Origin of the sequence: Novosphingobium sp. 32-60-15, assembly GCF_002280675.1 — a bacterium.
Taxonomy (GTDB): domain Bacteria; phylum Pseudomonadota; class Alphaproteobacteria; order Sphingomonadales; family Sphingomonadaceae; genus Novosphingobium.
Genome location: NZ_NCEN01000025.1, coordinates 26201 through 46509, shown reverse-complemented (window position 1 = coordinate 46509; position 20309 = coordinate 26201). Strand labels below are relative to the sequence as shown.

Here is a 20309-nt window from a genome sequence, read left to right as displayed (position 1 = left end):
GCGCTTGCGCTGCCGTATTGGTCAGCGCTGCGGTAACGCCGCCCATCGCGTTTGAGGCGACCTGCAGATTGGCGGCCTGGCGCTCATTGCGCTGGGCCAAGTCGGCCGAAGCTGCGTTGATTTCATCACTGCCGCGCAGGACGTGTTCGGCCAGTTCGCGGATTTTGGACATGGTGGCCGATACTGTGCCAAGGCCGCGATTGAAGTTGACCCGCATGTCTTCGTAATCGCCGGGGAAGGGCTCGCGAATTTCGGCGGTCAGATCGTTTTCGGCCAGACGCGAAAGCGCGTGGTTCATCTTTGCGATGATGCGCTGCTGCGTATCAAGGTCTGTCGTCTTTTCAATGGTTTCACTGAATTTGGTCATGGCCTTGGTCATCCGGCCAACGCAATCGGTATGGTGGGTGTACTGGATCGGGCTGCGGGTATCACCAGCGGCCAATGCCTCCATTCGCACCACCGTGTTGACATAGGGCGTGCAAATGCGTTCGGCGGCGATGGTCATGATGGTAATGACCAGCGCGAACGACAGCGTGGCAAAGCCTAATGAAACCGCCAGTCCCGCTTCGGGAAATGCCCTGGAGAGGCCTATCCCCACGAAGTTCAAAGATGCCGCAAACACTAGCGTCTTGAGCAGGAAGCCAAATTTCTGGCGGATAGGCGCGATTGTTTCGAACCATGTAAACATATTGCAAAAACACCATCAAACGATCTGGTCGGATTAGACCGGCAAGTGTCAGGGCTTGTGCAATTTACGTCGGGCAAATCTCAACAATCTAGCTCTGCACAGCAATGCAAACTTTGGCCTATGAAACATGTCTAGAATGTTTCTCAGGCTAATGACTTAAGGCCAGCGTAGGTGCGATGCCTTACCCCATGGATTAGCGAAATTGACTAAACACGGAAGTGCTTCGGACTATGTGTTGGGAATCAATAGCCTTTGGTTCGAAGCAGTTGTCCGAGATTGCCGTATTGTGGGGTGTTGCTCGGATCTCGCATGCCCACTCAGCTTAGCCACGCATGATTGCTACGCGCAGCGCAAGCTCCAACCGGACAGCGCCCGGAATGCTCAAATGGCGGCTGTCAAAGTACAGTGGCGTGCCTCTTACGTAAGTCTTGCATTGCTTGCCTTTGCAAATGGCGCGGGCGGGGTAGAACCACTTAAAGCTCTTGCAGGTAATCGCCTCAAAACTTGAGGCAGGCTCTCATTGCTGACCGGATCACAGTCGGGGCTCCGGTCAGCAATGCCTCGCCTTCGAGTCGAGCGTTGATGCGCAGCATTGCTGATCCGGTTTGCCGCAACAACATCGGAATCAATTGCGAGCCTGTCAGGTTGGCTTGCCAGAATGTGCCCTGCGCATTCGCACGACCGGTTGGCAAGTCAACCAAACCTCCGGCAAAGTTCCAGGTAACGGTGACCCGAGGTGAAGTCGCAGGCTTGTTTAGAAGCACCGCCATCATTGGCCTGTTGCCCTCACAGAACAAACTGAAGGACTTGATGTTCGTCGATGCGGCTGCCTGGATATAAGCAATGGGCGGACGTCCCTGCACAGGCACCAACTCCCATGGCGTACCGGGCAACGGTACCGCGTCTTCTGGAGGACTTTCAGATAATAGCGTTGCGATATCCTGCGGAATAGAGAGTCGTCCGCTTGTTGGCGCATAAACGGTCAACTTGCCTTTTTCCCAAAGGCCTACTTGCACCGATCGACGCGAAGCATCGAGTAAGACATAAGCCTGTTCGACGCCACCTTGATGAGGCGCATTTCCGGTTACCCAGTACAGTGAGCCTTGGCGTTGAAGTGGAGAGACAGGGGAAAGGCTCCTGCCAAGGGCAAGAACTTTAGTTCCCAGACGTGCGCGTATCGCGTCGGCAATTGGGCCGGTGCCGATAAGGTCAATATTGTTTCGATCTCTGCTGCCGGGATAGCGGCCCACCAGCGTGGGCAAATTCGTCCAATTTGCGGGCGTTGGCTTCCCGCTTGTCAGGTTGGTTGCCACCAAGGTCTTGGGCGCTACTGCAGCGGACGACGGCGCCGCGCTTTTGCAGGGAAGTATTGGAGAGGCGGCAGCAAGCGCTGTATGAAGCGGGTCGGAACGCTGGCCACGGGGAAGATCTACGTCAATGCGGATCACGCCTGCTTTTTCGCCATCGTTGACTATCATCGTTACAGGGCCAAAATTGTCATCGTTGATCGGAAATGGGAAGAAAACAGAGCTTATGCCTTCGTAGCTCGGCCCCATATAACTAACAGCATATTCCAACCGAGAGCTCTTTACAGTTCGCCCCAATGCTTGAAAAATGAAGCCACTTTCATTGATCATTAGCTTCACATCTCGCGAACAATCGCCTCGTGGTGCGTATCTTCCATAGATGTTTTCCAGGTTCTGACCTTTTAACGAAGTCAGCGTTACCGCCGATGCAGCAGTTGGCAATGAGCATAGCAGCAGCGCGACGGGCCTGAAGAAACTGCGTTTCGATTGGGGCTTCTGCATTTTCGTGGTCTCCAGAATTCTCTGGTGATTGGCTGAACGGTCAATCTAAGGCGTCAATTTCATGCGTACGCCGCGCTTCTGCATTCTGCCTTACCGGAAAAGCAGCCGCAAGCGTCCAGCTCCTTCAATGTAGCTTGAAATAATTAGACAATTATCTGGACTGAAATCATGAAAAACCGAAGGAAGCCTGCTTCCAGTACCGCCACACGTGACATAAAATGCGATCCCAAAAAATCTGTCTTTGATTTCGGCTTCCGCTAACAGTCAACCTCTCTCGTCGTGGCGGCCACCATTGGACGAACGCAGGTTTCAGCGTAACCGGTCGTTCCCCGTAGTGGTGGCGATTGGCGGCTTTGTCCCAACCCAAGTCATGGCGGAGCACCCATGTGGTTATCAATGGATTTCGACTTTTGATTGCGCTGGGAGCTACCGCTTGGTTGGCTGATGCGGCCCTCCCAGCTCATTTTGAATTCGATTGCTTACTTCCGTAACCCTGCCGCACCCTCGGTTAAGTCTGCGGATTCCGATCTCGGCGTATAGGCAGCACCCGGATGCATGGTGGTTCGGCGACCTAGGACTTCCTTGCTTCGGAACTAGTCGCCAAACCTCATGCTCACCCCGGCATCGCGAACGGATCGTAGAATGCCCAGCGACCGTTGTTCTCCACGGTCCAGCCTTTCTGGTCTTGCTGAACAATCTCACCAAGCCCCTTCAAGGTTTCAATGTTCCGAGGGTTCCATCGCGTGACAGCATATTCGATCTCAGGCACGTGGCCAAAGCCACGGTTCAAGCATGCAATGAAATAGTCTGCCGCACGGTCACGGCTTTCTGCCAGAACCGTGTACGGCTCGACAAGATTGATGTCAGAAATTTTGAACAGTTTCATGGTTTTACTCGCTTCGTTGTTGATGCGAGTGTTATGACATGATCATTCGATGGAAGCGGGTGGGAAATGGTCCGGCATGCAATCCCAAGCTTACTCGGTGAATATTGATGTTGCGTTTGTTATGAAGTATAGCATTTCAAGTTTGGACTGCTGCGCTTAGCTCTCGAACTTCTTGATTACGGCACGAACTTGTGAGGGGCTCCATGTTCCACCCCGTGGAGCTGGATGTCCCATTTGGTTAAGCCGCGTTGCAATGGCACTGAGCGTTGTAATTCCGCGGTGTTGAAGCAGCTCGATCTTCGACATTGTGTAGGAATCCCGGCTTCTTGCTCGCCAGTTACGCGAGATTGTACTTGCAGCGGGACCCAGTTTTAGACCTTCGGCATTGTCGCGCTTACCACCTAAGCTGACACCAAGTGCTTTAGTTTTTGCAAGCGCCTCCTTGATTTTGCGGTTCCTGTTGGCTTGCTCCCTCTGCAAGTCACGGCCAATTTCCCACCAACCCAAACTATTGATCGTTGGTATGTCAGCACCAATGAATCTGACTCGCTCATCGCGAACGAATTGGAGCCAGCGATGGCAGCCGCGCATGCGACTAATTCTGCCGAAGATTAGCGTTGCGTTCTGGGCTTTGCAAAGTTCAACAGCTACCTCCAAAGCTGGGCGTTGTCCATTTATCAGTGGCTCTAGTTCGACAACTGTGTCGATCAGCCGAGCCCGACTTTTGGACACCAATGCAGAAATCGCTTCGCGCTGGCCTGCAAAATCGAGCTTCGTATGCGGTCGCTCCGATTTTCTCAGGTAGGCAACGCATCTGCCTCTAGGTTTGGGATACCATGGGATATAGACACTGAATGTTGCCATAAACGTAAACCAATCACTCCAATTAGGCTGAAAGATGCCTCAAGCATATATCTGATATTATGGTGAAATTGTGGAAGTCAGTCCAAGCTTTTGCGTGATCAAAATGAGAACGAAATTTGCCATGCGACAGCAGAAAAAATATGCATAAATTGCCTAGTCACCGATTCGAATCACCGAACGGATGTTAGAAAGGTGACGATATGCAAGACACCAAAATCGAATGGGCTGATCACACATTTAACCCAAGGATAGGCTGCACGAAGATCAGTCCTGCGTGCGATAACTGCTACGCTGAGGTCCAACAAGGTCAGCGCTTCGGCAGGGTAAAATGGGGAGCAGGACAGCCGAGATCTCACACGTCAGCTGCAAACTGGAACAAGCCGAAGGCTTGGAACAAACAGGCAATGATCGACGGCACCATGCCGTTCGTGTTCTGCTCTTCCCTCGCCGATGTGTTCGACAACGAAGTTGATCCAGCATGGCGTGATGACCTGTTCGAATTGATCGAGCAAACACCGCAACTGGTATGGCTCTTGCTCACCAAGCGGATCGGCAATGTAACCAAGATGGTCGAGATCCTACCGCGTAACGTTGCTCTCGGCGCGACCATGGCTAACCAAGCCGAGTATGATCGGGATGCATCAAAGCTCTGCGATGCCGCGAAAACATTGAAGCCACTGTTCACGTTCGGCAGCTTTGAGCCGCTGCTTGGGCCAATCGAGCTCGATACGATGACCGCGCCGGATTGGGTGATCGTTGGAGGTGAGAGCGGCCGGGGAGCGAGACCCATGGATCTCAACTGGGCGCGTAACTTGCGCGAACAAAGCCGGGAAATGCGAAAGGTGTTCAACTTTAAGCAGACCGGTGCGCAAGTCGGACATGGCAGTAACCTTCTCGATGGTCGTCTACATTATGACCGGCCAAGGTTTGATGTTTGGCAGACTGGCAATTCCATTGTCAGATCTGTTCGAGGATGTCCGCCAGAGCGCTTGGCAGTCTTTCAGACTGCCTGACACGTTCATAACGACGCGCAAGCCGCGGTGACCTGCTAAAAAACTACAATCAACTCTGATTAGAGCCGCAGAATTTGTGGTTATAGTTTTTGGTATCTTGATGGCAATGGGGCGAGGCATGCTTGGCCCCATTGCTAAAATCACTTCCGCGAAGCTGGCCGCGGTGAGGTATCCGACCGCGGAGTGAGGATGGCATGTGTTTCAATCCTCCACTCACTGTGGGATCACGGCTAGGGCATGCTGGATTTGTATTGGCTTCGTGCCGGTCATCTATCTCAATATGTCACCATGGCTTCGAACGTGAGCAAGCTGATACGGCCCAGACATGATCGGCGCTTATTGATCAGTTCCGATTACATGACCTTCGTCATACACGCGCGACGAGGATTGTTCGAAACACGGGATCTTTGCTTTTAGCCAAATCGGCACTCGGTCACAGCAACGTGACAACTACTCAGCGCTATGCTCATGTTTTAGATGATGACACGCGAAAAGCACTTGATGCTGGAGAGTCCCGAAATAGTCCCGAAGTACCTGACAGCAACGCACCAAAAGTTTAGAGAATTCTGGGTTTTTGGAGCTCTGGACATCACCGTGTAAACGAGATGCTCTACCAACTGAGCTAAGCGCCCGCTCTCGCGGAAGTGGCGCTATTGCTGCATTTTTCGCGTTCGTCAATGCCTGTTTGCACGCTTGAGTGCGGCGTGATTTCGTTCGAAGGTGGTGTGGACATGATCCGGGGATATTCGATGACAAAGCCGCTTGCTCTTCTTGGCTTTGCCGCGCTGTTGATGGGCGCGGCACCCCCGCGCAGTCCCGAGGCGGTCGCTGAGGCGGCGCTGAAAGCCGCGCCGGTGTTTGATGGCCACAATGATGTGCCCGAACAATTGCGCGAGCGACGCAAGGATGTTCTTGAAAACTTTGACTTTCGCGATACACGCGGCACCGGCGATGCCAAGGCCGGTGTTGCGGCGATGATGACCGATCTGACGCGGATGCGGGCGGGGAAGGTCGGGGCGCAGTTCTGGTCGGTTTATGTTTCGGCCAATTTGACAGAGCCGCAGGCGGTGCTGGCGACGTTGGAGCAGATAGACGTTACGCGCCGGTTGATTGCCAAATATCCCAATGACTTACAGCTGTGTTTGGACAGTGCATGTGTTGCTTCGGCGCAGAAGGCGGGGCGCATTGCTTCGTTGATCGGGATGGAAGGCGGGCATTCGATTGGCGGATCACTTTCCGTTTTGCGTCAGATGCATACGCTTGGCGCGCGGTACATGACGCTGACCCATTTCAAGAATACCGCCTGGGCAGAAAGCGGGACGGATGCGCCAACACATGGCGGTTTGACGGCGTTTGGTGTCAAAGTGGTGCGCGAGATGCAGCGTCTGGGCATATTGGTAGACCTTGCCCACGTGAGCGAGGCGACGATGGCCGATGCGCTGGCGACAAATGGCCCGCCGGTGATTGTCAGTCATTCAAACGCGCGGGCGATCAACAATCATGCGCGCAATATTTCGGATGCCACACTGAAACGGATCAGTGCGAATGGCGGGATCGTGATGGTAAACTTCTACCCGCCCTATGTGGTGGAAGCGGCGCGGGTGTGGGGAGCCGCACGCGAGGCAGAACTGGTACGGTTCAAGGCGTTGCATCGGGGTGATCCGGCTGCAAGTGATGCCGCCTTGGCTGCTTGGGGCAAAGCCAATCCGATGCCGCGGGGAAGTGTGAAGGACGTGGCCGATCATCTGGATCACATCGCCAAGTTGATTGGTGCAGATCACGTTGGCCTTGGCGGCGATCTGGATGGCGTTGATGCGACGGTTGCCGGACTGGAGGACGCATCGACGTACCCCGCGCTGTTCGTCGAACTTGCCCGGCGCGGGTGGAGTCAGGCTGATCTGGAAAAGCTATCCAGCCGTAACATGTTGCGGGTGATGAAGGCGGCCGAGGCCTTTGCCGATACGCATAAAAATGATCCGGCGCTTGAAAATGAAACATCGTTTTAAGATGCAGGGCAAGACTTGAGTGCTTCACAATGCTGGGCCATGGATGAACCACTGGCCCAAACTGGCCTGGACGGAGAGTATAAATGTTTACGCACACATTCCTTGGCACCAACGATATCGATAAATCGCGCGGGTTCTACACAGCGGTAATGGCCACGCTTGGCCATAACACCGTGGTTCCGTTTCCGGTTGGCACGGCGTTCCCGTCAGAAGCCGGATCGTTGGTTGTTGGCAAGCCTGCCAATGGCGAACCGCACACCGTTTCCAACGGCCACACACTCGGCTTCAAGGCTGAAAATTCCGCTGTGGTTGATGCCTGGCACGCAGCCGGTATTGCAAATGGCGGCACATGTGAAGGCGCTCCGGGCGTCCGCGTGAATGCCCCCGGCCAACAGTACGGCGCCTACTTGCGCGATCCGGACGGCAACAAGATTTGCGCCTTTGCACCCAACCCCGGTGCATAAATAGCCCGAAGGGGGCAAGGCTTACGGTATCTATTGCAAACATCGCTTCGTCATTGCGAGCCGCGCGGAGCGTGGCGAAGCAATCCAGAGTTGTTTTATTACCGATCTGGATTGCGTCGTCGGCTTCGCCTCCTCGCAATGACGAACGAAAAGGACGAAGTTCAATGTGTTTGCAAAAGACATAATTACTTACGGTTTGCCCCCTTCATATGTTTGTGATGCCGTATGGCACGAGATCGCGGGTGTGGGGATCGACCACGATCGCGCGGTCGCTGGGGGGAAAGGCGCGCTGGTCGCATTTGTTGCGTGGGCAGATGCGGCAAGAAATGCCGATGCGCGTGATTGTTTCGGGGCGGCCAAGGTTGAGCCCGTCGGCATAGATGAATTCATCCGCCAATGCTGCTTCACACCCCAGTGCCACGGCATAGCGGCGTGGCGGGCGGTGATAACTGCCGCTGGGCTTCACCAGTCCCTTGGCGATGGACACATAGCGCACACCATCGGGCATTTCTGCGGCCTGCACGTGGATGCGGTCCGGGATCGCCACGGCTTCGTGCACCACCCATAAAGGGCAGGCACCGCCAAATCGGGCAAATTGCAGCCGCGTGGCCGAATGGCGTTTGGTGATATTTCCTGCCATGTCCACACGGCAGAAGAACATCGGAATTCCGCGCGCTTGGGGGCGCTGCAAAGTGGACAGTCGGTGGCAGGCCTGTTCAAAACTGGTGCCGAACGTCTGGCGCAATTGATCAATATCATGGCGCAATTCGCGTGCGCGGGCACGATACCATTCATAAGGCATGAGCAACGCCCCTGCGGCATAATTGCCAAGGCCCACCGTCAGCAGTTGGCGTGCGGCGGGAGATTGCAAGGTTGCCTCTTGCACCAATCCGGCAATTTCATCGCGCAGGGCCAGCGCTGCCAGTTGATACGCCATCTGGAAGCGCCCGCTTTCAATCGGTTGATTGGGATCAAGCGTCAACCGCCGGGCATGCGGATCAAACTGTCGCATCGCTCCGCCGGCGGTGTATTCGACGCTTACCCCGTGTTGTTCAAGCCAGCCCGCCATTTGCACCAGCGACGGTGAAACCCCGGTGCCCGACAGGCGCAGGGCCAGGCGTTCTGCCGCGCGGTCAATTGTGTCGACATAATTATTGGCGTGGTGGAACCAGTCGCGCACCTCTTCCCACGGCAGGCGTCCGCCCGATATGTTATCCGCGCCCAATGCCTCGTCGATGATTTCGAGCCGCTGCATTGACCGGCGATGCTGGTCGTGCAGGCGGGCGAAAGCTTGTGCGAAGGCGGGATATTGTTCGGCCACGCGTTCTACCAACTCGCTTGGCAGGTTTCCCGCGATCAACGGGTCGGCGGCGGCTTCGCGCAAGGCGCTCAACACCGGCTCAACGCGGTCAGATGCCAGGTCTTCCCAATCGACCGGGAAGCTTGCGCGCAACCGGTCGGTCAGTGTTGGAGTCAACGGGCGTTCATCGTTTTCAAGTTGTGAAAGATAGGACGCACTGATCCCCATCAACGCGGCCATTTCGCCCTGCCGAAGCTTACGGACGGTACGCAAAGCGCGCAGCTGTTGGCCCGCGAAGAGACGCCGTCTTACCATTTCAGACTGCCCGATTTGCAAAGTTCATATTCGCAAGTTTGCAGAATAACATTGGACTTGGCAAGCGGACTGGCGCATCGGACGCTTTCGAAGAAGCCATTCATGCGAGGTTTTGAGGAATGTCTGCCAATATTGCAGAAATGGAAAAGCGGCGTCAGGCGGCGCGCATGGGTGGCGGGCAAAAGCGCATTGATGCGCAGCACGCCAAGGGGAAGCTGACTGCGCGCGAGCGTTTGAAGGTTCTGCTGGACGAAGGCAGCTTCGAAGAAGTTGATATGTACGTCGAGCACAATTGTGTCGATTTCGGCATGCCGGACACGGTCATTCCGGGCGATGGCGTGGTGACCGGATCGGGCACGATCAATGGCCGTCTGGTCTATGTGTTCAGCCAGGACTTTACCGTGTTTGGCGGATCGCTGTCCGAACGTCATGCGCAGAAAATCTGCAAGGTCATGGACATGGCGCTGAAAGTTGGCGCTCCGGTCATCGGCCTTAATGACTCTGGCGGTGCGCGCATTCAGGAAGGCGTGGCTTCACTGGGTGGTTATGCCGAAGTGTTCCAGCGCAATGTGCTGGCATCGGGCGTGGTGCCGCAGCTTTCGCTGATCATGGGGCCTTGTGCCGGCGGTGCTGTCTATTCGCCTGCCATGACCGACTTCATCTTTATGGTGAAGGACAGTTCTTACATGTTTGTCACCGGACCCGACGTGGTCAAGACGGTGACGAACGAGATTGTGACACAGGAAGAACTGGGCGGCGCGGTTACGCATACGACCAAGACTTCGGTGGCCGATCTGGCGCTGGAAAACGACATTGAGGCGCTGCTGGCGGCGCGCGATTTCTTCGATTACCTGCCGCTGTCGAACCGTCATGATGTGCCTGAACGGCCAACGTCCGATCCTTATGACCGTGCCGAGCACAGCCTTGACACCATCGTTCCGGCATCGGCGGCACAGCCCTACGATATGCACGAAGTGATCGCCAAGACGGTGGATGAGGGTGAGTTCTTTGAAGTGCAGCCCAAGCACGCCGGGAACATCATTGTCGGGTTTGGCCGGATCGAAGGTCGCACTGTAGGCATCGTCGCCAACCAGCCGATGGTGCTGGCAGGCGTGCTGGATATCAATTCATCCAAGAAGGCCGCGCGGTTCGTGCGGTTCTGCGATGCGTTCAATATCCCGATCTTGACCTTCGTCGACGTTCCGGGCTTCCTTCCGGGCACTGCGCAGGAACACAACGGCATCATCAAGCACGGCGCCAAGCTGTTGTTTGCCTATGCCGAGGCAACCGTGCCCAAGATCACCGTCATTACCCGCAAGGCCTATGGTGGCGCGTATGATGTGATGGCTTCAAAGCACCTTCGCGGTGATCTTAATTACGCTTGGCCCACTGCCGAAATCGCGGTGATGGGTGCCAAGGGCGCGGTCGAGATTATCTTCCGCGGACTTTCTGCTGAAGAAATCGCCGAGAAGACTAAAGAATACGAAGACCGTTTTGCCAACCCGTTCGTGGCGGCCAGCAAGGGCTTTGTCGACGAAGTGATCCACCCGCATTCCACCCGCCGCCGCGTGGCGCTGGGCCTGCGCAAACTCAAGAACAAGAGCCTCGAAAATCCGTGGAAGAAGCACGACAACATTCCACTGTGACGCGCTGAAAATTTGGGAAGTTTGATATGAACGACATCTACATCGTCTCGGGTGCCCGTACGGCCATCGGTTCGTTTGGTGGTGGCCTTGCCTCGCTCCGACCGGCCGAACTTGGCACTATTGTGATGAAGGCCGCGATCGAGCGCGCCGGTATTTCGGCGGACAAGGTCCAGAACGTGGTCGTCGGTACGGTCGTAGCGACACAGCCCAAGGACGCTTATGTCAGCCGCGTTGCTGCGGTAAACGCGGGCATCCCGATCAGCGCGCCTGCAATGAACGTCAACCGCCTTTGCGGTTCGGGCCTGCAGGCAATTGTTTCGGCTGCGCAGGGCATTGCATTGGGCGAATACAACATTGCCATTGGTGCCGGTGCGGAATCCATGTCGAATGCTCCGCACATGACCAGCGCAGGGCGCAGCGGCGTGAAGATGGGGAACCTCGTGTTCGAAGATGCGATGCTGGGTGCATTGCATGATCCGTTCGAAGGCTTCCACATGGGTATCACCGCAGAAAACGTGGCCGAGCGCTGCGCAATCTCGCGCGAGGAGCAGGATGCGCTGGCGGTGTTGAGCCAGACCCGCGCCGCCGCCGCAATCGCCAACGGTTACTTCAAGGAGCAGATTGTTCCGGTTGAAATCAAGACGCGCAAGGGCACGGTTGTGTTCGACACGGACGAGCACGTTCGCGCCGATTCCAATCTTGAAGCGATGTCAGCGCTCAAGCCGGTCTTCAAGAAGGACGGCACGGTCACTGCGGGCAACGCTTCCGGCCTGAACGATGGTGCAGGCGCTGTCGTGTTGGCCAGTGGCGCGGCGGTTGCCGAACTCGGCCTGAAGCCGATGGCAAAGATCCTTGGCTGGGGCCACGCCGGGTTGGAGCCGGAATTGATGGGGTTGGGACCGGTGAAGGCCGTGCCAATCGCGCTTGAGCGCGCAGGCCTGACGCTTGACCAGATGGACGTGATCGAAGCGAACGAGGCATTTGCCGCGCAGGCTTGTGGCGTTGCCAAGGAACTGGGTTTTGATCCGGTCAAGACGAACCCCAACGGTTCGGGCATTTCGCTGGGACATCCCATCGGTGGCACCGGCGCAATTCTGACGATCAAGACGATTTATGAACTGCAACGCACCGGCGGCAAGTATGGCTTGATCACAATGTGCATCGGCGGCGGTCAAGGCATTGCCATGGTCGTTGAAAGGGTCTGACATGAAGTTGGGCCGTTTGAACCACGTCGGCGTCGCAACGCCTGATATTGACGCTTCCATCTCGTTCTACAGGGACGTGATGGGCGCGAGCGATATTACCGAACCGTTCGTGCTGGAAAGCCAGCAAGTACGCGTGTGCTTTGTCAACACGCCGGGTGAAAACGGCACTGCCGGAACGCAGATCGAACTGATCGAGCCGACCAGCCCCGATAGTGCGGTGGGCAAGTGGATTGCGGCCAATCCTTTGGGCGGGCAGCACCACCTTTGCTATGAAGTGCCTGATATCCATGCGGCCAAGGCGTGGTTCGAAGCCCAAGGCAAGCGCGTGCTGGGCGAGCCACGGATTGGTGCACACGGGACGCTGATTTTCTTTGTCCACCCCAAGGACATGGGCGGGCAACTGACGGAAATCATGGAAGTGCCTGCAGGCGGGCATCATTGAAATGCTCCGTCACCCCGGGCTTGACCCGGGGTCCCGCTATTCTCTGGCGGCGGTGGACGAAAAAGCGGGACCCTGGATCAAGTCCGGGGTGACGATTTAAGGATAGAACGATGACCGACAAGACACTGGCAGACTGGCAAGCGGCTGCGGCAAAGGAAGTCAAAGGCAAGGATTTGAACTGGCAGACGCCGGAAGGCATCACGGTCAAGCCGCTCTATACAGCGGAAGACGTGACCGTCGATCCCGGCCTGCCCGGTTTTGCGCCGTTCACGCGGGGCGTGCGCGCTTCGATGTATGCCGGGCGTCCGTGGACAGTGCGCCAGTATGCGGGCTTTTCGACTGCCGAGGAATCGAACGCGTTCTATCGCCGCAATCTGGCAGCGGGCCAGAAGGGGCTGTCGGTGGCCTTCGATCTGGCGACGCATCGCGGCTATGATTCCGACCATCCGCGCGTGGTGGGCGATGTTGGCAAGGCGGGAGTGGCCATCGATTCCGTCGAGGACATGAAGATCCTGTTCGACGGTATTCCGCTCGATCAGATGTCGGTGTCGATGACCATGAACGGCGCGGTGATCCCGATCCTGGCGTTCTTCATCGTGGCAGGCGAAGAGCAGGGCGTTGATCGCAAGTTGCTCGACGGGACCATCCAGAACGACATCCTCAAGGAGTTCATGGTCCGCAATACCTATATCTATCCGCCTGAACCCTCGATGCGGATCATCTCGGACATCTTCGGTTACACCAGCCGCGAGATGCCCAAGTTCAACTCGATCTCGATTTCCGGCTATCACATGCAGGAAGCGGGCGCGACGCAGGTTCAGGAACTGGCATTCACCATCGCCGATGGCATGGAATATGTGAAGTACGGCGTGGCGAGCGGCCTTGATATCGACAAGTTTGCGGGCCGCCTGTCGTTCTTCTTTGCCATCGGCATGAACTTCTTCATGGAAGTGGCCAAGCTGCGCGCGGCGCGCGTGTTGTGGCACCGCGTGATGACAAAGCTGGGCGCGCAGGACGAGCGTTCGAAGATGCTGCGCACGCACTGCCAGACCTCGGGCGTCAGCTTGCAGGAGCAGGACCCTTACAACAACGTGATCCGCACCACGATCGAGGCGATGGCCGCGATGCTGGGCGGAACGCAATCGCTGCACACCAACGCGCTGGACGAAGCTATCGCGCTGCCAACCGACTTTTCCGCGCGCATCGCGCGCAACACGCAGATCGTGATCCAGGAAGAGACGGGCATGTGCAACGTGGTCGATCCGCTGGGCGGGTCGTACTACATCGAAAGCCTGACGCAGGAACTGGTCGACAAGGCGTGGGAGATCATCGAGCGCGTTGAAAGCGAAGGCGGCATGGCCAAGGCCGTGGCGGCGGGCTGGCCCAAGGCGATGATCGAGGAAGCAGCAGCCGGACGGCAGGCACGCGTGGACCGCGCTGAAGACGTGATCGTGGGCGTCAACAAGTACCGCCTCGCCACCGAAGACCTGCTCGAAACGCTCGACATCGATAACGACAAGGTCCGCCAAGGGCAGATCGCCCGTCTGAAATGGGTGCGCGAGAACCGCGACGAGACCAAGTGCCGCGCTGCGCTGAATGCACTGACCGAAGGCGCGAAGACCGGTGGCAACCTGCTCGAACTGGCCGTCGAGGCTGCGCGCCACCGCGCAACACTGGGCGAGATTTCGGATGCGATGGAAGTCGTGTTCGGTCGCCATGGCACGTTCCCGACGCCGGTCAAGGGCGTGTACGGCGCGGCCTATGCAGGCGATGCGCGCTATCAGCAGGTGGTTGATGGCGTTGAAGCCGTGTCGCGCCGCCTTGGTCGCACACCGCGCATGCTGGTCGCCAAGATGGGCCAGGACGGCCATGATCGCGGCGCAAATGTGATCGCATCAGCCTTTTCCGACATAGGTTTTGATGTGACCAGCGGACCGTTGTTCCAGACGCCCGAAGAGGCTGCCAAGCTGGCCGTCGAGAACGACGTTGATGCAGTGGGAGCATCGTCGCTGGCTGCAGGGCACAAGACGCTTATCCCCGAACTGATCGGCCACCTGCGCGCGGCCGGTCGCTCGGACATCAAAGTTGTCGCGGGCGGTGTGATCCCGCCGCAAGACTATGATTTCCTGCGCGAAGCAGGTGTGCAGGGCATTTACGGCCCGGGCACCAACGTGGTGGAGGCGGCGGCGGATATGCTGCGGCTTCTGGGGCACAATATGCCGCCGGTGGATGCGTAAGGGCCATGTTCGCCACCAAACCCCGTCACCCTGAACTTGTTTCAGGGCCTATCTCTCCCAATACGCGGAGCGACGGGGGCGAAGCCCAATCCAATCGCAAGATCATGCCAGTCGGGGTTTGGCCCCTCGATCAGGTTGATCTTCCACGCCCGATGCCAACGCTTGAGCTGTTTTTCGCGCGCAATGGCAGGTTCCATTTCGTCAAAAAGCTCGAAGTAGACCAATCGGTGGACGCCGTATTGGCTGGTGAATCCGGGGATCGCCCCTTCGCGGTGTTGCCACAGCCTGCCGATAAGGTTGGACGTAACGCCAATGTACAGCGTGCCGCGCGGCTGGCTCGCAAGGATGTAGACGCAAGGCTGCCGCTCGTCTCGCATAACGCCGTGTTTGCGGAGGGATGGACCCTGAAACAAGTTCAGGGTGACGGAGATGGTGCGAATACGGAAGCATCTCTCACGAATCTAGAACCTCGTCATGCTGAACTTGTTTCAGCATCCATCTCTCCCCACGCGCCTTCAGTGGCCGGGGCACGATGGACCCTGAAACGAGTGCAGGGTGACGAGCGAAGAAGGGAAGTTGGATGAGTCTTCCCAGCAGAATCCTATTTGTTATCTTAGCGAGCATAAGCTGGTGGGGCGCGTCGTTTCTCATCATTATTGATGTGCTTGTTGGAGCTTGTGGCATGGGGCCTGAAGCCACCTGTTCATCCGAACCATTCATTCCAATCGCTGTGCCGATTGTTGCCAGTGTCGTTGGCTACATCGCGCTTTTGTTTCTGATCATTCGACGCTGGAGCCGCTAGTGTTCAAGAAAATCCTCATTGCCAACCGTGGCGAAATTGCTTGCCGTGTGATCAAGACGGCGCGCCGTATGGGTATCGCCACCGTCGCTGTCTATTCAGACGCTGATGCGCGTGCGCCCTTTGTGCAGATGGCGGATGAAGCGGTGCATATCGGGCCTTCGGCTGCTGCCCAAAGCTATTTGATTGCGGACAAGATTATCGCGGCGTGCAAGCAGACCGGCGCTGATGCGGTACATCCGGGCTACGGCTTCCTCTCAGAACGCACGAGCTTTGCCGAGGCGCTGGCCGCAGAAGGTATCGCCTTTGTCGGCCCGCCTGTTGGTGCGATTGCCGCGATGGGCGACAAGATTGAATCCAAGAAGCTGGCGATGAAGGCGGGCGTCAATGTCGTTCCGGGCTTTGTCGGCGAGATAGACGATACCGAACATGCGGTGCGTATATCGGCGGAAATCGGTTATCCGGTGATGATGAAAGCCTCGGCTGGCGGCGGCGGCAAGGGCATGCGCCTTGCCTATACCGAGCAGGACGTGCGCGAAGGCTTTGAGGCGGTGAAGCGTGAGGGGCTGAATTCGTTCGGCGATGACCGCGTGTTCATCGAGAAGTTCATCCTTAACCCGCGCCACATCGAAATCCAGATCCTTGGCGATAAGCACGGCAACATCCTGTACCTGAACGAGCGTGAATGCTCGATCCAGCGCCGTCACCAGAAGGTGGTGGAAGAAGCGCCATCGCCGTTCGTGACGCCCAAGATGCGCAAGGCGATGGGCGAGCAGTGCGTCGCGCTGGCGCGGGCGGTGGATTATTATTCGGCAGGCACGGTTGAACTGATCGTTTCGGGCGCTGATCCTACGGGCGAGAGCTTCTACTTCCTTGAAATGAACACGCGTTTGCAGGTGGAGCATCCGGTTACCGAAGCGATCACCGGCGTTGATCTGGTCGAACAGATGATCCGCGTTGCCTATGGCGAGAAGCTGGCAATGACGCAGGATGACATCAAGATTGACGGCTGGGCGATTGAGAACCGCGTCTATGCAGAAGATCCCTATCGCGGCTTCCTGCCTTCGACCGGCCGCCTGATCCGCTACAACCCGCCGGTTGCCGGTTGGGAGGATGACGGCGCGGAGAACGGACGGCGCGGGCTGGATGGTGTGCGCGTGGATGACGGCGTCTATGAAGGCGGCGAAGTGTCGATGTTCTATGACCCGATGATCGCCAAGTTGATCACATGGGGGAAGACTCGCGATGAAGCGGCGGACAAGCAGATTGCGGCGCTTGATGCGTTCGAGATCGAAGGCCTTGGCCACAACATCGATTTCGTTTCCGCCATCATGCAGCATCCGCGTTTCCGTTCGGGCGAATTGACCACCGGCTTTATCGCCGAGGAATATCCGGACGGTTTCCACGGCGCGGCAACGTCTGACGAATTGAAGCAGACACTGGCGGCGCTGGCAGGGTTCCTTGCCACGGCCCGGTCCGACCGCGCGCGCCGCGTGGACCAGCAACTGGGTGACGAGCTTGATCCGCCATACGAATGGGCGGTGAAGATTGGCGACAGCACTTTTGCCGTGACGCTGGACGAAGACGAAGTGACGGTGGATGGCAAAGCCATTGATCTGGCGCTGGAATATACACCGGGTGACCGGATCGTGCATTGCGAGATTGATGACCAGCCGTTGTCAGTGAAGGTTGAGCCGACGCGTGCAGGCTTCAAGCTGACGACACGTGGGAGCATTCACAAGGTGCAAGTGCTGCCTGCACACGTTGCGCCTTATACCCAGCACATGATCGAAAAGATCCCGCCAGACCTTTCAAAGTTCCTGATCTGCCCGATGCCGGGTCTGCTGGTGACGCTGAACGTGGGCGTTGGCGATGCGGTAGAGGCGGGGCAGCCGCTGGCCGTGGTGGAAGCGATGAAGATGGAAAACATCTTGCGCGCGGAAAAATCGGGCAAGGTGAAAGCGGTTAATGCCAAGGCAGGTGACAGCCTTGCGGTGGATGCGATCATCCTTGAAATGGAATGAGGTAACGCGGGGTTGGATGACAAGTCTGGCCCCGCTTTACGTCTGATTATCCGGCGTAATCACCCAAGGCGCGCCACCCTTTTTCGGATAATGCCCATTTCGGGTATGGCCTAATGTCGTTCAGCCGCGATAAAGCGCACTTGCCAGATATTGGTGCCGGTTCGGTTCTGGCCGGATCGGGCAGTTTGAAACAGACAGGGTTGGTCGATGGCAAAGTTTACGAGTGCTTTGGTTGTGGTGGGCCTTGCGGCTTCGGCTCTGGCAAGTGCGGCAATGGCTGCTCCGCCCAAGGGTGATCCGGTACTGGGCAAGAAAGTGTTCATGCGCTGCATTGCATGCCATGCGGTTACACCCAGCGCTGCGGCAAAGATGGGCCCGAATTTGGCAGGTGTTGTTGGCCGCAAGGCAGGTGCCGCGCCAAACTTCAAGTATTCGGCCGCGATGAAGAAGGCCAATCTGAAGTGGGATGAAGCCACGCTGGACAAGTGGCTAACCAAGCCGTCAACATTGGTTCCCGGTACGTCGATGGCGTTTGCGGGCGTGCCCAATCCCGATGAACGCGCTGCGGTCATTGCCTATATGAAGAAGCCGACACCCTGATCGGGGCTTGAAGGTTGCAGAAGGGGCTGGTGGCCGGATTGGCACCTGGCCCCTTTTTTGTTTGAGCGAGCGGTGTCTCAACTTCGGCCTGAAAGGCCGAAGTTTATCCTGAGTGTATCGAAGGGCTCGACACGAGCGGGATCTGTTTTGGATCGGTGTAAAGTTATCACGCTATAAAAGGTATTCGAGGCCGCCGGCTTTCCCGCCTCACGCCGCCAGTGCGTAAGGCTCGATTTCGCCACTGAGGTATTGCTTCTTGGCCTTGGCGCGGCTGAGTTTGCCTGAACTGGTGCGGGGCAGGGTGCGCGGGGGGACCAGTTCGACGACGCAGTTCATGCCGGTGATCGAACGCACCTTGTCGCGGATCTGGTCGCGCAGTTTTACGCGCTCTACAGGATCGGAGACGCGGCAATGGACCAGCACGGCGGGGGCTTCTTCGCCATTTTCGGTTTCGACCGAGAAGGCCGCGATATCGCCCTGATGGAAGCCGGGCAGTTGTTCCACGGCCCATTCGATATCCTGTGGCCAGTGGTTCTTGCCGTTGATGATGATCATGTCCTTGGCGCGTCCGACAATGAACAAGTAGCCCTGTTCATCGACATAACCCATGTCGCCAGTATCCAGCCAGCCATCGACCATGCATTCGGCAGTCGATTCCGGATCGCGGAAGTAGGAGTGCATCACCGATGAGCCACGGCACCACACTTTACCGATATGGTGGTGGGGCAGTTCGTTGCCCTTTTCGCCGCGAATGGCCAGTTCCATGCCCTTGATCGGGACGCCGCAATTGACCATTGCGCGGTAGCGGGCCGGGCGTGACAGATCGCGCGGTGTGCCTGAAAGGCGCTCTTCGGCGACCAGTTCGACGCGGATGCCTTCGCCCGGTGGCATGATGGTGACGCCAAGCGTCGCTTCGGCAAGGCCGTAGCTGGGCAGGAATGCATCAGCGCGGAAGCCTGCAGGGGCAAAGGCATTGACGAAATTCTGCATCACGTCGGGGCGGATCATATCGGCCCCGTTGCCTGCCACGCGCCAGCGCGAAAGGTCGAAACGGTCAGCCACGTTGGTCTGGCTGGAGATGCGGCGGGCGCAAATGTCATAACCGAAGGTGGGCGAATACGACAGCGTGGTGCCGGTGTTGCGGCTGATCATATCGAGCCATGCCAGCGGGCGACGCGCGAAATCTTCGGTTTTGATGTAATCGACCGACACGCCATTGGCGATTGGCGACAGGAAGCAGCCAACCAGGCCCATATCGTGATACCACGGCAGCCAAGATACGGCGCGATCAGGATCGGCGATGCTCATGCCGTGGGAATGGCCCGCCAGATTGGCCATCAGGGCGCGGTGCGTGACGGCAACGCCATGCGGGAAACGGGTGGAACCGCTGGAGTATTGCAAATAGCTGATGGCATCTGGATCGGGCGCGGGCAGTGCCGTGTCGGATGCACTGCCTGCGTGGAAATCGCTCCACGAAAGGCCGGGGCAACCCTGACGCGCAGCTGCGGCGCCCGCCATTTCGGCGATCTCGTCAGGATAGATCAGCATCTTGGGATCAGAGCTGCCGAGTTGCACGGTCAACTGATCGATATAGTTTTCCTTGCCGCCAAAGCTGGTGGGCAGGGGCAATGGTACGGGCCATGCACCGGCATACATTGCGCCACAAAACAGCGCGGCAAAATCGGGGCCGGTTTCCGCGACCAATGCCACGCGATCAGCCGGGCCGACGCCCAGTGCGATCAATTTTTGCGCGGCAACCAGCGCATCGGCGCGAAGTTGCGAATAAGGGTAAGGCTGTGCAAGCGTGCCGCGCGGATCGTGGAAGTTGAAGCCGAGCACACCTTTTGCGGCATAATCGAGCGCATCGCAGAAAGTGTCAAAGTCCGCATAACGACGTGGCTGCACGTCGATATTGGGTGTGGGAACGAGAGTCGCCTTATCAGCAACAGCGTTCAAAACAGTCATGCGATACCCCGATCTGCTCTTCAATCGTCCTGCCGCGCCGTTATGTG

19 protein-coding genes are annotated in these 20309 nt (G+C 57.4%); 11 read left to right on the top strand and 8 right to left on the bottom strand.

Annotated elements, in window-relative coordinates; translation table 11 throughout:
* From B7Y89_RS15530 to B7Y89_RS15515, 5 genes are all read right to left on the bottom strand, one after another.
* Positions 1-688 (bottom strand): methyl-accepting chemotaxis protein (locus B7Y89_RS15530; RefSeq protein ID WP_292939461.1); only part of this gene is annotated, 688 nt, incomplete at its 3' end.
* A gap of 322 nt (positions 689-1010) precedes the next feature.
* Positions 1011-1181 (bottom strand): SGNH hydrolase domain-containing protein, encoded by a 171-nt coding sequence (locus B7Y89_RS18315; protein WP_366416328.1) that lies wholly within the window; start codon positions 1179-1181, stop codon positions 1011-1013.
* Between the two features lie 4 nt (positions 1182-1185).
* Positions 1186-2496 carry a hypothetical protein gene (locus tag B7Y89_RS15525; protein WP_292939459.1) on the bottom strand — a complete coding sequence of 437 codons (1311 nt, stop codon included), beginning with the start codon at positions 2494-2496 and terminating at the stop codon, positions 1186-1188.
* A 613-nt stretch (positions 2497-3109) separates the two neighbouring features.
* The gene (locus B7Y89_RS15520; RefSeq protein WP_292939457.1) at positions 3110-3382 is read right to left on the bottom strand and encodes a hypothetical protein; all 273 of its coding nucleotides are present in this window, start codon (positions 3380-3382) and stop codon (positions 3110-3112) included.
* 156 nt (positions 3383-3538) lie between these two features.
* Positions 3539-4246, bottom strand: a complete 708-nt coding sequence (locus B7Y89_RS15515; RefSeq protein ID WP_292939456.1) for a hypothetical protein — start codon at positions 4244-4246, stop codon at positions 3539-3541.
* A 200-nt stretch (positions 4247-4446) separates the two neighbouring features.
* Between B7Y89_RS15515 and B7Y89_RS15510 the strand changes: the two genes are divergently transcribed.
* The 4 genes from B7Y89_RS15510 to B7Y89_RS15495 all read left to right on the top strand — a co-directional run bounded on the left by B7Y89_RS15510 (position 4447) and on the right by B7Y89_RS15495 (position 7729).
* Positions 4447-5259: a DUF5131 family protein gene (locus B7Y89_RS15510; RefSeq protein WP_292939454.1), complete on the top strand. Its 813-nt coding sequence runs from the start codon at positions 4447-4449 to the stop codon at positions 5257-5259.
* A gap of 338 nt (positions 5260-5597) precedes the next feature.
* Complete coding sequence (locus B7Y89_RS15505; RefSeq protein ID WP_292939466.1) at positions 5598-5819, top strand: tyrosine-type recombinase/integrase; 222 nt, start codon at positions 5598-5600, stop codon at positions 5817-5819.
* Between the two features lie 171 nt (positions 5820-5990).
* A complete protein-coding gene (locus B7Y89_RS15500; protein ID WP_292939452.1) occupies positions 5991-7265 on the top strand; it encodes a dipeptidase in 1275 nt (424 codons plus the stop codon).
* An 83-nt stretch (positions 7266-7348) separates the two neighbouring features.
* Positions 7349-7729: a VOC family protein gene (locus B7Y89_RS15495; RefSeq protein WP_292939450.1), complete on the top strand. Its 381-nt coding sequence runs from the start codon at positions 7349-7351 to the stop codon at positions 7727-7729.
* Positions 7730-7934: 205 nt separating this feature from the next.
* Here B7Y89_RS15495 and B7Y89_RS15490 read toward each other — a convergent pair whose 3' ends face one another.
* Positions 7935-9344, bottom strand: a complete 1410-nt coding sequence (locus B7Y89_RS15490; protein WP_292939448.1) for a helix-turn-helix transcriptional regulator — start codon at positions 9342-9344, stop codon at positions 7935-7937.
* A gap of 119 nt (positions 9345-9463) precedes the next feature.
* Here B7Y89_RS15490 and B7Y89_RS15485 point away from each other — a divergent pair, with 119 nt between their 5' ends.
* From B7Y89_RS15485 to scpA, 4 genes are all read left to right on the top strand, one after another.
* Positions 9464-10990 (top strand): acyl-CoA carboxylase subunit beta, encoded by a 1527-nt coding sequence (locus B7Y89_RS15485; RefSeq protein ID WP_292939446.1) that lies wholly within the window; start codon positions 9464-9466, stop codon positions 10988-10990.
* A gap of 26 nt (positions 10991-11016) precedes the next feature.
* Positions 11017-12195, top strand: coding sequence for a beta-ketothiolase BktB (gene bktB / locus B7Y89_RS15480; RefSeq protein WP_292939444.1), 1179 nt, complete (start codon positions 11017-11019; stop codon positions 12193-12195).
* Between the two features lies 1 nt (position 12196).
* On the top strand, positions 12197-12637 hold the full coding sequence (gene mce / locus B7Y89_RS15475) for a methylmalonyl-CoA epimerase (RefSeq protein ID WP_292939443.1): 441 nt from the start codon (positions 12197-12199) through the stop codon (positions 12635-12637).
* Between the two features lie 110 nt (positions 12638-12747).
* On the top strand, positions 12748-14874 hold the full coding sequence (scpA, locus tag B7Y89_RS15470; protein ID WP_292939442.1) for a methylmalonyl-CoA mutase: 2127 nt from the start codon (positions 12748-12750) through the stop codon (positions 14872-14874).
* A gap of 41 nt (positions 14875-14915) precedes the next feature.
* Here scpA and B7Y89_RS15465 read toward each other — a convergent pair whose 3' ends face one another.
* Positions 14916-15251: a GIY-YIG nuclease family protein gene (locus B7Y89_RS15465; protein ID WP_292939440.1), complete on the bottom strand. Its 336-nt coding sequence runs from the start codon at positions 15249-15251 to the stop codon at positions 14916-14918.
* Positions 15252-15454: 203 nt separating this feature from the next.
* Here B7Y89_RS15465 and B7Y89_RS15460 point away from each other — a divergent pair, with 203 nt between their 5' ends.
* From B7Y89_RS15460 to B7Y89_RS15450, 3 genes are all read left to right on the top strand, one after another.
* On the top strand, positions 15455-15676 hold the full coding sequence (locus B7Y89_RS15460; RefSeq protein WP_292939439.1) for a hypothetical protein: 222 nt from the start codon (positions 15455-15457) through the stop codon (positions 15674-15676).
* The gene (locus tag B7Y89_RS15455) at positions 15676-17697 is read left to right on the top strand and encodes an acetyl/propionyl/methylcrotonyl-CoA carboxylase subunit alpha (protein ID WP_292939437.1); all 2022 of its coding nucleotides are present in this window, start codon (positions 15676-15678) and stop codon (positions 17695-17697) included. Before B7Y89_RS15460 ends, B7Y89_RS15455 begins: the two co-directional genes overlap by 1 nt.
* A 207-nt stretch (positions 17698-17904) precedes the next feature.
* Entirely contained in the window at positions 17905-18297 is a 393-nt protein-coding gene (locus tag B7Y89_RS15450) for a cytochrome c family protein (protein ID WP_292939435.1), read from the top strand.
* A 207-nt stretch (positions 18298-18504) separates the two neighbouring features.
* Here the strand turns inward: B7Y89_RS15450 and B7Y89_RS15445 are convergent, their stop codons facing one another.
* Entirely contained in the window at positions 18505-20262 is a 1758-nt protein-coding gene (locus B7Y89_RS15445; RefSeq protein ID WP_292939433.1) for a fatty acyl-AMP ligase, read from the bottom strand.
* Positions 20263-20309 lie beyond the last annotated feature (47 nt).

Coding starts and splice junctions, on each gene's coding strand:
- B7Y89_RS15490 (WP_292939448.1), bottom strand. CDS start 9,344: ATGGTAAGACGGCGTCTCTTCGCGGGCCAACAGCTGCGCGCTTTGCGT.
- B7Y89_RS15510 (WP_292939454.1), top strand. CDS start 4,447: ATGCAAGACACCAAAATCGAATGGGCTGATCACACATTTAACCCAAGG.
- scpA (WP_292939442.1), top strand. CDS start 12,748: ATGACCGACAAGACACTGGCAGACTGGCAAGCGGCTGCGGCAAAGGAA.
- B7Y89_RS15525 (WP_292939459.1), bottom strand. CDS start 2,496: ATGCAGAAGCCCCAATCGAAACGCAGTTTCTTCAGGCCCGTCGCGCTG.
- mce (WP_292939443.1), top strand. CDS start 12,197: ATGAAGTTGGGCCGTTTGAACCACGTCGGCGTCGCAACGCCTGATATT.
- B7Y89_RS15445 (WP_292939433.1), bottom strand. CDS start 20,262: ATGACTGTTTTGAACGCTGTTGCTGATAAGGCGACTCTCGTTCCCACA.
- B7Y89_RS15515 (WP_292939456.1), bottom strand. CDS start 4,246: ATGGCAACATTCAGTGTCTATATCCCATGGTATCCCAAACCTAGAGGC.
- B7Y89_RS15450 (WP_292939435.1), top strand. CDS start 17,905: ATGGCAAAGTTTACGAGTGCTTTGGTTGTGGTGGGCCTTGCGGCTTCG.
- bktB (WP_292939444.1), top strand. CDS start 11,017: ATGAACGACATCTACATCGTCTCGGGTGCCCGTACGGCCATCGGTTCG.
- B7Y89_RS15460 (WP_292939439.1), top strand. CDS start 15,455: ATGAGTCTTCCCAGCAGAATCCTATTTGTTATCTTAGCGAGCATAAGC.
- B7Y89_RS15520 (WP_292939457.1), bottom strand. CDS start 3,382: ATGAAACTGTTCAAAATTTCTGACATCAATCTTGTCGAGCCGTACACG.
- B7Y89_RS15500 (WP_292939452.1), top strand. CDS start 5,991: ATGATCCGGGGATATTCGATGACAAAGCCGCTTGCTCTTCTTGGCTTT.
- B7Y89_RS15495 (WP_292939450.1), top strand. CDS start 7,349: ATGTTTACGCACACATTCCTTGGCACCAACGATATCGATAAATCGCGC.
- B7Y89_RS15465 (WP_292939440.1), bottom strand. CDS start 15,251: ATGCGAGACGAGCGGCAGCCTTGCGTCTACATCCTTGCGAGCCAGCCG.
- B7Y89_RS15485 (WP_292939446.1), top strand. CDS start 9,464: ATGTCTGCCAATATTGCAGAAATGGAAAAGCGGCGTCAGGCGGCGCGC.